Source organism: Siphonobacter sp. BAB-5405 (assembly GCF_002872335.1).
In the GTDB taxonomy this organism is placed as follows: domain Bacteria; phylum Bacteroidota; class Bacteroidia; order Cytophagales; family Spirosomataceae; genus Siphonobacter.
This window is the reverse complement of the sequence record NZ_NJAG01000013.1, coordinates 158641-172231: the sequence shown is the minus strand read 5'-3', so window position 1 is coordinate 172231 and position 13591 is coordinate 158641. Positions and strand designations below refer to the sequence as shown.

10 protein-coding genes are annotated in these 13591 nt (G+C 48.5%); 4 read left to right on the top strand and 6 right to left on the bottom strand.

The window, feature by feature from the left end; all coding sequences use genetic code 11:
- Positions 1–85: 85 nt before the first annotated feature.
- Positions 86–334 (bottom strand): hypothetical protein, encoded by a 249-nt coding sequence (locus BWI97_RS12930; RefSeq protein WP_094812064.1) that lies wholly within the window; start codon positions 332–334, stop codon positions 86–88.
- A 199-nt stretch (positions 335–533) separates the two neighbouring features.
- Between BWI97_RS12930 and BWI97_RS12925 the strand changes: the two genes are divergently transcribed.
- Together BWI97_RS12925 and BWI97_RS12920 are read left to right on the top strand one after the other, a co-directional pair.
- Complete coding sequence (locus tag BWI97_RS12925; protein ID WP_094812066.1) at positions 534–1718, top strand: glycosyltransferase family 2 protein; 1185 nt, start codon at positions 534–536, stop codon at positions 1716–1718.
- Positions 1719–1751: 33 nt separating this feature from the next.
- Complete coding sequence (locus BWI97_RS12920) at positions 1752–2717, top strand: hypothetical protein (protein WP_102201270.1); 966 nt, start codon at positions 1752–1754, stop codon at positions 2715–2717.
- 453 nt (positions 2718–3170) lie between these two features.
- Here BWI97_RS12920 and BWI97_RS12915 read toward each other — a convergent pair whose 3' ends face one another.
- The gene (locus BWI97_RS12915; protein WP_102201269.1) at positions 3171–6560 is read right to left on the bottom strand and encodes a carbohydrate-binding protein; all 3390 of its coding nucleotides are present in this window, start codon (positions 6558–6560) and stop codon (positions 3171–3173) included.
- 252 nt (positions 6561–6812) lie between these two features.
- Here BWI97_RS12915 and BWI97_RS12910 point away from each other — a divergent pair, with 252 nt between their 5' ends.
- Both BWI97_RS12910 and BWI97_RS12905 read left to right on the top strand, forming a co-directional pair.
- Complete coding sequence (locus tag BWI97_RS12910; protein WP_094812070.1) at positions 6813–7634, top strand: glycosyltransferase family 2 protein; 822 nt, start codon at positions 6813–6815, stop codon at positions 7632–7634.
- Positions 7635–7663: 29 nt separating this feature from the next.
- The gene (locus tag BWI97_RS12905; protein ID WP_102201268.1) at positions 7664–8581 is read left to right on the top strand and encodes a glycosyltransferase family 2 protein; all 918 of its coding nucleotides are present in this window, start codon (positions 7664–7666) and stop codon (positions 8579–8581) included.
- A gap of 1 nt (position 8582) precedes the next feature.
- Here BWI97_RS12905 and BWI97_RS12900 read toward each other — a convergent pair whose 3' ends face one another.
- Genes BWI97_RS12900 through BWI97_RS12890 form a run of 4 tightly spaced genes read right to left on the bottom strand, consistent with a single transcriptional unit; the run spans position 8583 to position 13590 of the window.
- Positions 8583–10094 carry an O-antigen ligase gene (locus tag BWI97_RS12900; protein WP_233207832.1) on the bottom strand — a complete coding sequence of 504 codons (1512 nt, stop codon included), beginning with the start codon at positions 10092–10094 and terminating at the stop codon, positions 8583–8585.
- The gene (locus BWI97_RS27670; RefSeq protein ID WP_158242748.1) at positions 10095–10247 is read right to left on the bottom strand and encodes a hypothetical protein; all 153 of its coding nucleotides are present in this window, start codon (positions 10245–10247) and stop codon (positions 10095–10097) included.
- 4 nt (positions 10248–10251) lie between these two features.
- Entirely contained in the window at positions 10252–11430 is a 1179-nt protein-coding gene (locus BWI97_RS12895; RefSeq protein WP_094812074.1) for a glycosyltransferase, read from the bottom strand.
- A 12-nt stretch (positions 11431–11442) separates the two neighbouring features.
- The gene (locus BWI97_RS12890) at positions 11443–13590 is read right to left on the bottom strand and encodes an AAA family ATPase (RefSeq protein WP_102201267.1); all 2148 of its coding nucleotides are present in this window, start codon (positions 13588–13590) and stop codon (positions 11443–11445) included.
- Position 13591 lies beyond the last annotated feature (1 nt).

The following is a 13591-nucleotide window of genomic DNA, read 5'->3' as shown; positions in this document are numbered from 1 at the left end:
CGCGAATTGTTGGATAAACTAAAAAAGCGGTACAATCGTTTACGACTACCGCTTTTAAAGTATACTTTGCCACCTACTCGAAAAATTAGTTATGGGTAGAACCCTTCAGTGACAGTAATTTCAAACGGATGTTTTCAGCCCGCTCGGCCGTACCTTCTTTGTCAGGCCAAGTGTTTTTGAGCTGAGCAGCAGCACTATCAGGCGAAACGCCGTAAACCGTTTTGTTGTTCTTACGGACATCTGGCTGGTCAATAGTGTTCGCTCGTTGATAAGCACAGGAAGCCAGCAGGCTACCTAACATCAGAACGGATAGAATGGCTTGTACTCGCTTCATAAGGAGAATATTGTCAGGGACTGGGTACAAAAATAGACAGCAATTAATTTCGGACAAACACATTACTGTAAATTCCTGTAGTTAGAAAAAAGTATTCCGGTGATTAAAATGAAAAAAGAAGGATAATTCCGGCCGAAAACTGCTCAATAACTTCGCTGGAAAGCTATATTTGACTGATGTAATCGTCCGCCAGCGTTATATGAAGATTTTCTTCGAAATTCTATTTTGGTTCCTGATTTTTCTGGTCTTTTATACGTACCTCGGCTATGGAATCTTCCTTTGGCTTCTGCTGAAATTCCGTAAGAGGCGTACGCCCCAATTTTCTGCTTCGTACCAACCCGATGTTACCCTGGTCATTCCGGCGTATAACGAAATGGGTTGTCTGGCCGAAAAAGTCCGTAATTCACTGGCACTGACCTACCCAGCCGAGCACTTACAGATTCTTTTTGTGACGGAAGGTTCGACCGACGGCAGTACTGAATGGTTGCAGCAGCAGTATGGGAGCCATCCACGGATTTCCGTGATGGGAGGTAACGAACGCCGGGGCAAAATTGAAGCCATCAATCAGGCCATGCACCGGGTGCATACGCCGCTGGTGATCTACACTGATGCCAATACCAACCTGAACCCGGATGCCGTTGCCAACATTGTGCGGCACTTCGCCGATCCACAGGTAGGGGCCGTTTCGGGCGAAAAACGAATCCAGACGTTCGAAAATGAAGCCGCCGCCGGAGCAGGCGAGGGCCTGTACTGGAAATACGAATCGTTTCTGAAAAAACTTGATACGGAGCTTTACAGCGTCGTCGGAGCAGCAGGTGAATTATTTGCCATCCGGACGGAACTCTACGAGCACGTCGAAAAAGATACGTTGCTCGATGATTTCATGATTTCGCTGCGAATTGCTACCCGGGGCTACCGCGTCGTGTACGATCCCGAGGCGTATGCCCTGGAGCGACCTTCCTTTTCCATTGGTGACGAACAGAAACGTAAAGTACGCATTGCCGCGGGAGGCTTTCAGTCCATTGCCCGTTTGCCGCATTTGCTGAATATTTTCAGGTACGGCTGGTTGTCGTTTCAGTACATTTCACACCGGATGATGCGGTGGGCCGTAGCTCCGTTTGCCCTGCCGCTGATCTTTCTCTTGAATGTAATCCTGGTTATGCTGAGTGAAGGCTGGTTATATCCGGTACTGCTGATCGCTCAGAGTGTCTTTTACGCAGCTGCCCTGCTGGGATACTGGCTGGAAAACAAGAAGCTTCGCGTAAAAGCCCTGTTTGTACCCTATTACTTTTCGTTCATGAACTGGTGTGCCATTCTGGGGTATCTTCGGTACCGTAACGGACTGGCTTCCGGTATCTGGGAGAAGGTACGCCGGGCGGAGTAACGCATTCCATGTATTTTAAAGGCTTTGCTGACGATGAAGAAATTGCTGTTGAAGTCGCTGTACGCACTGGCGGCCCTCCGGTATCCCACCATCAAGAAAAAATATTTACTCTACTTTATTCGGGATAATTATTACTGCAAACTCGTGCAGACGAAGTTTGTGTTGAAAGATTACGTTGAAAAAAAGCCGTATAAAGTCATCCAGTACCGGGGCGAGTTCGATCAGGAATTACGCTACGTACTGCCTTTTGCGTACTGGCACCACCTGAATGGAACGCTCGAAAAAACCATTTCTGCCAGTAACACCAAAGAGTTTTACTTCTTCAGTCCCAACCACGAAGAACGCTACAAAGAACGCATCTGGACCGAATCGTATGACCATTACGACGTGCCGAACATGACGCATAGTAACTCGTACAGCTTTCAGAAATGGGCTCAGGTACCCTTCCGCGAGCATTACAAAAATGATCTCTTCGTTTATGATAAACCCATTCTGCTGATTGCCAATAAGTACAATCGCGAATGGGATCAGCCGCCCATCAATTTTCTGGGGATTGCCGAACTGGAGCGGATCATTCATTTGTGCCGGGACAAATTTCAGATCGTCTACAACCGCCCCCTGCCCACGCAAATTGTGCAGGATAACAGCGAAACGCTTGATCTGGGTGAACACGCCTGGTTACGGGAAAACCATCCGGAGGTAATCCAGATGAATGATTTGTACCGACAACAGTATCCCGAGAAAGTAACGAGCTATAACCACCTGCAATTGATGGTGTACGCCAACACGCAGCATTTCATCTCCATGCACGGCGGAACGGCGGCTCTGGCGAGTTGCTTTGGCGGCTCGAATATCATCCTTTCCAATCCCAACTGGGGCATGGAACATGCCTTCAATGAATACGAAAATCTTTTCCCTAAACTCTCGGGAGCCCAGATTCTGCACGCTCGGGAGAAGCCGGAAATTTTCCAGTTTATTGAACGGGAGTGGCTGAAGTAGGGAGCTGCTTTGTTGCCGGGGTAGTTCGATTTTTCGTCTGTTGTGTTACCCCGCATTGCATACGGGGTTATTTAGGTTGAACCCCCTGCGGGGTTGGGGGTGTTGGGTTGGGTACAGGGGTGCAGGTTTTACTAGTCATCGGAACATTTTTAGCTCTTTTTCCCTTTTCTACATTCACTTCAGAAGCCCGCAATACTAGAGGGACGCGTTGTCCGTAGCATTCGCTACGGACCTTTTAAGTTGGTAGGCTGTGCCTACCGAACGGGTCGCACCTCGCATTGCATACGGGGTTGTTTAGAGGGCGTACACGGGTGCAAATTTCTAAACTTGTACCTCTCCCTGCGAAGTACTTCAATGAAGTAGCCGCTTCTTATACGATCGAAATAAAAAGCAAAAACGAGACTCAGCCAGCATGGCCAAGTCTCGTTTCTGCTTTTGTAGTCGAGGGTTATTCTACATTTTAATAACTTTCTTCACGGAACGCTGTGTACCCTGTTTTACTTCAATCAGGTACAGACCTTTGGGTAAGCCCGTCAGGTCAATTTTCCGAATGAACGAAGCCTTTTCCTTTTTATAAGCAATGCGGTTTTGTACCCGGCTTAACGCCATATCGTAAATGAGTACGTCCACCGGCTGCAAATTGTCATTGTTCAATTCGATACTGACAAAATCTGTTGCTGGATTAGGATATACGTTCAACGTAGCCAGTGAAACATCCGTAGGTTTGAGAGCCTCCGCAGCCACCCGGCCTCCGCTCACGGTACCCTGCGGTACGACAAAGCTGGGGGTTTCGGTGACCGTCAGTGTTACCTTGCCATTCGTTGCCGTAACCGTGGTTACCTGCATAGAGTCTGATCCCGCACGAGGCTTGTATACCAGAGCCGAAGCCGCTCCTTTCAAATCGAGCGTATAGGAAGCCGTACGGCCCGTTTCGCCGGGTACGACCAGAGCGTAGATCGATTTGCCGTTGTTTTCGTAACGATCTACGAAAGGATTCGTGCTTAGGGTTTGCTGATAGCTGTAGTCGCCGATCAGCTTATTCACCTGTACCAGATAGTCCGTTGCCAGCTTGCGGGTCATATCTCCGTTGATCAGGCCCATCGAACCAAACTGAATGGGCGACTGTGGATTATCATCGTATAACTGATACAGGAACAATTTATCAATACCCGAACGGGCGTACAGCAGAGCCGTCCGCAGAATCCAGTCGGCCTGCGTTTGTTCTACCGTTCGATTGCCAATGGCGACGGCTTTAAGCGGGCTTCCTTGATTCAGATCATAACCCGCCTCCGTAATCCAAACGGGCATATCCTGAGCCTGCTGGTGGGCCAGCTGATTGAAGCTATCCGCCACTAAAGCGGCTTTGGTTACTTCGGGAGCAGCTCCCCGCGAGGACATGCCACTTTGCGAAGAAGAGGCATCATCCGTATAGAAGTGGTAATTGATCACATCCCAGCAGAGGTTTACGCTACCATCGGGCTTGTAACCCCGGTACTGCTTGCACCAGTCAATCATACCTTTGACGTAATCAACCGTAGCGGAAGCGATGCCTCCCATTACGACTTTCATATTCGGATCGGCATTTTTTACGCCCACACCCGGACCCATGGTATTCTTGTGGCCGTCGTAGAAAGCAGAAAGGTTCGCCGCGTATTCCCGACCCGTCTGGTACGCTTTCCGGCCTTTCCAGGATTTATCCCGTTCGTTATCACATTCAATGTACTTGATAACGTTCATGCCGATTTTAACGACGTTGATACCGTCGCCGGTCCAGCGTTGAGCACTGTTTACCGTAACCAGACTCGGATTAACGTTCGGATTGCTACCGTAGCGGGCTGCGTACTGGAAACCAACCTTCGCCTGTTCAAGGTACGACAGGGGATCCGTGAAATCCTTGCCATAGCGAAGCGGTACGTTTTCGCCGTCGCGTTCGCTTTCCGGATACGTTTGCTGGAGCCAGTTCGGCAGGTTTTTCAGACAGGCCAGTACTTCGATACCCGCGGCTTTGCAGCGTTCGTAAATGATGTCGTAATTCCAGCCGCCGCTGTGCGTGGGGTTGTACGTAAATTTGCCTTCATTGGCTTCCAGACGTTCCCAATCCATGTAATGCCGGATTCCCGTGAAGTTTTTCACCACATTCATGCGGGACTCGTTGATTTCAATCGGATTATGGGCATCTTCAAAGTTCCACTCAAAGCCATTGACACCCAGCATGTCTTTAAACTTTACAAACTTCTGTGGAGCGGGAGAAGGCTGTACTGTAGCCGGTTTGTGCGTACCGTACAATTCGATTTCGGTCGGATACTGGTACCAGGCATTGATGATCAGGTAACGGGCACCAGAAATGGGCGTATCAAGCTTGAAAACGGATTCCCGATCTGGATACGGACCTACCCACGTTCCGTAGGATTTCCCGGTAAACGTAGCGACCGGAATGCGTTCCCACTGATCATTGATGATGAAAATCTTCAGCGGAAATTCTTCCAGGTTACCGGGACCGTCGAAAAACTTAATACTTTGCAGGGTGATTTCTTCGCCCTCGAGTAGCGGATAATACGAATCGTAATTCGCCAGAGGTTTACCGTAACCCGTCTGTACATCCACATTGGTAATGCCGTCGAACAGACCCTCCAGACCATTGCTGACGTTGTTCATCTGATACCAACGTTTGGGGTCGAGGGGAATCTTGGTGCCGACTACGCCTGTAAACGGAGGCGTTGCGGCTACCGTGATCGTCTGACTTACAGCCGTAGCAGCCGTATACTGGGCCGAACCCGCCTGCGTAGCCGTTAGCGTGGCTGAACCGGCGGCAACGACCGAGGCTTTCCAGGAACCCCCAGTATTGGATACCGAAACAATTCCGGGATTGGAGGAGCTGATCACAATGGGCGTACCCGATTGCGTACTAGTGGCAACCAGATTAAAGGCAGCATCCCCGACAGTTTTAGTAGCTGGGGCCGTAAAGCTTAGGACAGCCTGCGGTAATGTGGATACACCACCCGTAGTCACTTCAAAATAATTGAGATTAAACGCTCCCGGATTCGCGTGAATGCGGAGAAGCTGAGAGCCTGCCGGTAGCGTAGCCGTTGTTGTGATGGTTGACCAGCTTTGCCAGCCACCCGTCTGGGGTACACTCAGGGTGGCGTTAAGTACCGACCCCGCCGCATTGCGGATTTCAATTTTACCGTTTCCGTAGGCATTGGCAATCCGGAACTTAAACGTATAGGTACCTGCCGTAGGGACTTTTATCAGGTAATCGAGCCAGTCATTGTCGTCAATCCAGCTAACGTTCAAACCGCCCCCAACGTCCGACGTGGTTTCCGTATTCACGCCGTTCATGGCAACGTAATTTTCGGCTTCAACCTTTCCGGGTAGCGACACAGGGGCCGCGACTTCAAAATAGTTAAAATTGAAGGCTCCCTGTCTAGCAAAAATCCGTATCCGTTGATTACCAGCGGGCAGCGTAAGGGTGGTGCTGATGGTTCTCCAACTTTGCCAGCCACCCGTCTGTGGTACGCTCAACGCAGCATTCAGTACGGTACCTGCTGCATTACGAATTTCAATCTGGCCGTTTCCGTAGGCATTGGCAATGCGAAACTGAAAGACATACATACCTGCCGAAGGTACGCTGACGTCATAATCCATCCAGTCGTTGTCATCAATGTGGGAGACGTTCAGCCCGGCACCACCGTCCGAGGTGGTTTCGGTTTGAATGCCACTCATCGCGACATAACTTTCCGCTTCAATCTTCCCGGGTAAGGGCTGGTAAGCCAGAGGAGTGGCACAAAGTAAGCCAGGAGCCAAGAGGACTCCAATCACTAACGAGAGTAGAGATGTTTTCATTGAAACTTTGTTGGCGGACAATTGTTTCTTTTAAAACTTTGTCGAAAAAAAGCTTTTTAAAGAAGCTGCTTGCCAAGGGTTGTATTGGTGTATGTGGAATGGAGAATAAACATATTGGAAGAAAGAAGCGGAATAAAGTCGTGGGGTCAAAGACGTATATAACGTACAGTTTTCAAAAATAATCTAATACTTTGATACTTAGTTCCTTGATGAATAATTATTTTTGTCTAATCTCAATAAATCCCCGCCAGGATGCAACAACATCGTTTTAGCTATTCTCCCGATTCCCTGAGTCCGGAGTTTTTACAGGAACTCCGGGAGCGTTTAGCCAAATTTCGGGTAGAAGATCCGGAGGTAACGATTGCTATTCCTGCGTATAATGAGGAGAAAAATCTGCTCAATACGCTCTCTTCCCTGGCTAGTCAGGAAACCCGTTTTCGCACCGAGCTTATTGTAGCGAATAATAATTCCAAAGATCGAACGCAGGCGTTACTCGATGCCTGCGGCGTCAAATCGGTCCTCGTTACCCAGCAGGGAATTGGCTATGCCCGGCAGGCCGCGTTGGAAGCGGGGCGGGGAACGTATTTTCTGAATGCCGACTGCGACTGTATTTATCCGCCTACCTGGGTGGACGCTCTGGTACAACCACTAACCAGGCCAGACGTTTCCTGTACCTATGGAACGTATTCGTTCATCCCGAGTGCTCAGAATTCCCGCATGGCTCTATTACTGCACGAATCGGTTTCGCACGTAGGCTTTAAACTTCGGGAATGGAAAGGGCTGGAGTACATCAATGTACTGGGCTTCAATTTTGGCTTTCGACGAGCGGATGGACTGGCCGTGGGTGGTTTTCGGGTCGATGCAGGGCACCAGGGAAATGTAGCGGCTACGGGCGTATGCGAAGATGGCTGGATGGCCATGACACTGCTGGACAAAGGACGCCTGAAACACGTAACCCGCGGGGCTCACGTCTGGACGAGTGACCGGGTACTGAACCGCGATGGAGGCGTAGCGAAAGCTTTCCAGAAGCGTATTTCGGTGGAGTTGTCCCGCCTTTTTCACAAACCTGAGTAAGCCGTCCATCCCTTTCATCCATTCCTGTTATGCGTACTACGTCACCGGAAGCCTATCCGCTCATTTCCCTTGTGAGTATCAATTACAATCAGGCTGAAGTTACCCGGGATTTTCTGGAATCCTGTCGCGGCCTGACCTATCCGAATTATGAAGTTATTCTGGTGGATAATGCTTCCCGGCAAGTGTTGTCTTCCGTCATTAATGCGGCGGATTATCCCGGCGTAACCATTGTCCGAAGCGAGGAAAATCTGGGCTTTACGGGGGGAAATAATCTGGGTATGGAAGCGGCCCGGGGCGATTACTTCTTCATCGTCAATAATGATACGGAGCTAACGCCAACGTTGTTGGATGATCTACTGAAACCCTTTCAGCAGGATTCCCGGATTGGCGTCACCTGCCCGAAAATCAAATTTTACGATCATCCCGACATTGTGCAGTATGCGGGTTACAACCCCATGAATCTGTACACGGGAACGGCTACGCCCGTAGGCTTAAACGAACGCGATGGCGAACGCTTTAACCATTCTGGATATACGAACTTTGCTCACGGCTGTGCCATGCTGGTTAAGCGGGAAGTGATTGATAAGGTAGGGCGGTTTGCGGAACGTTTCTTCCTGTATTATGAAGAACTGGACTGGTCACAACGCATCAAGGACGGTGGCTTTCTGATTTATTACCAGGCTTCGGCTCTGATTCTGCACAAGGAATCGGTATCGGTAGGACCGGCCAATCCCCTCAAAACCTATTACCTCACCCGAAATCGCATTTTGTACATGCGGCGGCACGGGTCAGCCTTTCAACGGGTGATTTTTTATCTGTTCTTCGCCACTTGCGTCTTACCCAAACACGTACTTACCTACCTCATCAAAGGAAAATTTACGCACGCCAAGGCCTTTCTAAAGGGATTACGCTGGAATCTTACCTCGCCTTCTACTTCAGCTGTATAAATTAGCTTACGGGAAGTAGCTTAGCCGCAGCGGCCTGCTGCTGCTGGTCGAGCCTATATGTTACATCGATAAGAGCAGCCATCAGGTAAATGTAGATGTTGAGCGGAAACTGAACCAGTGCTTCCTGCGGGTAATTACCAATATTCAAAACAAAGACGCTTAAGGTCATCGCCAGACAGTACGTCTTTAATTCAGGATTTTTGATGCGGTAGAAATTGATAATTCCCGCCCGAATAATCAGGAAAACCAGCGTACAAAGCAGCAGCAAACCTACCCATCCAGTTTCCATGGCAACGCGTACGTAACCGCCATCCGGAGGAATATTGGCCAGAAACGAATCGGGCGAAAACCGCTTGCCCCAGCTACCCGCCGCTCCCAGGCCGCCCCCAATGGGGTGCGACTGAATAAAAGGTTGTATCTTTTTCTGGTTCTGGGCTCGCAGGTTGAACGAAGCGTCGTTGGTCGGGCGGAAGGCCGTCTGGAAGCGGTACAGCGTTGGGTTTGACGTAGGAATCATGATCAGCACCGCCATAATGAAGCCCGCTATCAACGAAAAAAACAGAATGACCCGGTTGAACTTCAGAATGGCAAACAGGGCCAGTCCCGCCGGTAGCAACACGTACGCTCCCCGCGTGCCCGAAAAGAGCATCGCACTGATAAAGAGGAAAATCATTACCACCAGGCTTATTTTCTTCCAGAGAGTCAGTGGTCCGGTCAATAGAGCGACGCAAATCAGACTGGCGATCACCATGTTGTAGGAAAAAATCACCGGATCGGCAAAAAGACCGTATTTCCGCCAGTGCCCATCGATAAACAGCAAACTACCAATGCTGGGGTCGGAGTCGAGGTAGGCCTGCTCCGAAGCCGAAAAGCCAATGTACTCCTGTTTGTAGGCCAGTAAAGCGGCCCAAACCGATATGAACAGCCAGAGTTTGAGAATGATACGAATAAACTGAATCGTACGAATCTGGTACTTGAAGACAAAATACATCAGTACCACAATCGCCGCCGAACGCACGGTATACACCCAGGCCAGCCGCGAATCCGCCACGGGATTAAGAACCTGCAGGATATTGAAACTGACCCATACCAGCACCATGGTACTGACGGGCCCTTTAAAAACGGACCAGTCGGGCCGGGAACGTTGCCCAAGAATAAAGCCCAGAATCAGCAAATACTGTAAGCCGTCGAGTAGGGTACCCAACGGAAACTCGACGCCGAACCGCAGAATAAAGAACAGCAGGTTGGCCATGATCAGAAGCGTCAGCACACCAAACTCCGGTTTGGCGACAATGGCGTACAGAACGGGTAGAGCGATAAGGCCACCAAGAATGATAAAACTCAGCTTGAGATCGACTTCAATGGCAATCCAGCCCAAACCCAGCGACGCGAGCAGCAGCAGTGCCGCCCCCGGCAGATTATAAAACTTTTCTATCCACAATTTCTGCCGAATCCATGTGAAGATGGATCGCCGCGTAGAATCATTCGATAGGGGCAGTTTGAACGAGCTCACTTATAAAAATATGAGTTTGATGAAGAAGAAATAAACGGTACCGAGGGCCAGTAAGATAGCAATCTTCTGCATCAGGGCTTCCGTAGCCGTCAGCCCGTCGGGGGAATCCGCTTTTCCCGGGGTTCGTTTGGGTCGATCGGGGTAAATCTTCATACGTCTATTCGGAAGAGCCGTGTTTGGTTGCTACGGAAATCTGGTTGGCTTTCCGAACTTTCAGTAAAGCCATGATTTGGTAAAGCATAAACCGGGGAATATTCCAGAGCGACTTATAGATTTTCGGATGCGTGTCGGATAGCAGCAGGGCAATAAAAAAACCGGCTACGAACGTAAGCAACCCGAGTAACCACACCAGAGCCAGTGTTGGAGCCACCCATACGTTGATGAGCATAAATGCAACCGACAGCAGCAGGAAAATGAACAGTGGCGGTCGTAGCAGGATGAAGCCAAATACAAACTGGTTCCAGTTCAGGGTAGTAATGCCTTTGAAAATCAGGCCAAACCCGTACGAAAAGTACTTGAACCAGGTATTGATCCACCGAGCCCGTTGCTTTACCAACTGATCCGATTTAGCTGTTTTTTCATCATACACAACGGCCGATTCCGTAAAGGCAATGCGATGACCGGCCCCTACAATGGCATTTTGTAATACTTTGTCGAAACCCGCTCCCGTCACGTCCAGGTGTTCCAGGCTGGCCCGGTACAATTCCGTAGTGAAGGCCATGCCCGAACCCGCCAGTGTAGCGGAAGAACCCACTTCAAACAGTACGTTGCCGTCGTAAAAATGGTAGTAGATATCGCGGGCGGCATCCAGGCAGGAAAAGGTAGTATCGAGATTTTTCGCCTCCCGAATCCCCTGTACGGCAATAAATCCCTTCGCAAAAAGACGGTTTAGCTCATTGAGGTATTCCGGATCAACCAGATTATCACTGTCAATAATCGTAAGTCGTTCGTGCGGCCGGATAAACCGCTGGATGGCGTAGAAATGCGAACGCGTGTTGCTGGCAAGTACCTGCTCAGGTCGGAGCAGCCGAACCCGGGGATCGTCAAAGTGTAAGGTACTGATGTCACACTTATCCGCGACAATGTAAATGATGTAATTCGTGTAGTTAAGCTTCAGCAGTGAAGCTACTACACTGGGTAAAAGCACCGTTTGTTCATAAGCCGTGACAATAATGGCGTAATCGGGTTCAGCCGTTACGGGGACTGGCCGATGGGTTGAACCAAACGCTTTTCGGAGCAGATACAGTACCAGTAAAACTACGGGTAACACCAGATTGTATCCGATGCTTAGTTGCAGCAGCAGCCACAGATTATAAGCCAGGGTACGTACATCCATTTGTTTCCTTCGTTAAGATACTGTCGTTGCCTTATTTAATACCCAGCCCGCCAGTGTATTACCCAGACTCTTCAGGTACTGAATGGCAGGCTTGTGCGAATCGCGAATCGTTGTATTCGCTTCGTAAACAGCCACTACTTTATCAGCAAAACGAATCCATTCCTTTGCCTTGTTCCGGGTTTCCAGGGCAGGTGTTTCAATCAGTATCACGTCAAAATAGCTCTTCAATTCTTCCAGTTTGGCAGCAATGTGGGTTTCACTGGCCAACTCAAAAAGGGAATAATCACCCCCCTTGTTACTCAGAGAATAAATACCATTTTCAACGTACAACGATTCGAAAGGAGCCGATGTATGCAGAAAATCTTCCAGATAACTGGGTTTGGTACTGAGTGCCGTACTAGCGGTACTGCTAAAGTTTCCATCTACAACCAGTACTTTTTTATTGATCAAAGCAAAGGCCTGAGCCAGGCTTAACAGCAGCGTAGTTTTACCTTCCCCGGGTCTTAAACTGGTTAACGCAATGATTTTACCCGTGCTTAGTTCATGATCCAGTTCAAACCGTATGGAACGTAAGGCATTGCGATACGCCATAACAGATTTACCTGGAGAAGTATCGTGCCATAGCTGGTTCAAATCCGGGCTGGTGTCAATCTTGTTAAGTGATCCAATAACCGGAATTTCGGTTGCGTTAGCCAGTTGTTTGCCTTCCTGAATAGAACTGTCCAGATAGAATACCAGGAAAAGAATGAGTAAGCACAGAACAAAACTGATAATACCCGCAAAGACAATTAGAATGACCTTTTTAGAGGGAGTTAAGGTGCCTGGTAAAGCTTTTTCCAGCAGTTTAAGTTGTGTAGTTTGCTGCGATTGCATTTTGGCATTGTTGTATCGCTGTAATGCCTCAATGTATTCCTTACTGGCAATGTCAATGCTGGTTTCAAACTCCTGAATTTTGGCTTCGTTGGGTACTAATCCGTCAAACTTTCGATTCAGACGACCTAATTCTTTTTCAACCGTGGCAATACTATTCTGAGCGAGTTCTAACGCAATCTCCATGTTTAATTTCTGACTCACCAGCTCAGTTTTAGCCACCAAAGGATTGTAAATGTAATTATCCGTTGACTGGTTAATTTGAGTCGTCAGTTTATTCTGAAGCGAATCCAGCTGAGCTTTGTATTTAGGATCAAAATTGGAGCGGAAGTATGCGTCATTAACCGCTTTTAATTGCTGCTTGGTGGCAACAATATTCTGGTTCAGGGAAGCCATGGTACTTTCCAGATACTTCCGATCGCTGGGGTTGAATTTATTGTCGATGTTCTTTAACGCCGCTGTATAGGCGACTACATCTTTAATAGCTACTTCTCTACGCGTCTCAAAATCAATGATTTGTCCGTACATACTCCGGGCCTGTTCATTGAGATTTAAAACCCGGTTCTTGATTTTATACTGCTTGAGCTGATCCATTAATGCGGTTAGATTCCGCATCTTTTCGTTCATGAAGTTTTCCAGAAATTCAATGGATCGATCATTACTGGTCTGTAATCGAATGGAGTATCGATTGATGAAATCGGTACTCAGCGTATTCACTACAAAAGCCGTGAATTCAGGATGATCCCCGTCAAATTCAACCCGGATATAATCACTATCTTTTACCCTCGATACGGTCAGATTATTGGCAATGGCATCCGTATCATAATGCATGGATTTTAGAATATCCAGTAACCGCTTTTCTTCCGGACTTTCAATGAAAAGATCCTGCTGGGTAGCAAGCTTCTGATTGAAAATAGCAATGGCCCGCTGTCTTTCCGTGGAGCTAAGCTCCTGAAGCAATTGACTTGGTTTATGAAAGGCTTTGGTGGGTTGCGTAAGGTCGTGCAGAATGAGGCGATAAGAAACCATATTCAGGGTATTCTTTAGCTGCATACTCTGCATGATGTTGTCGAACTTTTGCGTTACTTCCGCCTGTTGTTCGTTAGCACCACTCGTAAATCCCTGATCCGTTTTATCAACCAGACCCGTCGAAATGCGTGCCGTTGAAGTATACTCATCTGGTAATTTCTGAACCAGAAAATAGGCAGCAATAACCGTCAGTAAGGGCACTGCCAGCAGTAGCCACTTCTTTTTATATAGAAAATTAAGGAATCTAATGAAATCTGCCATT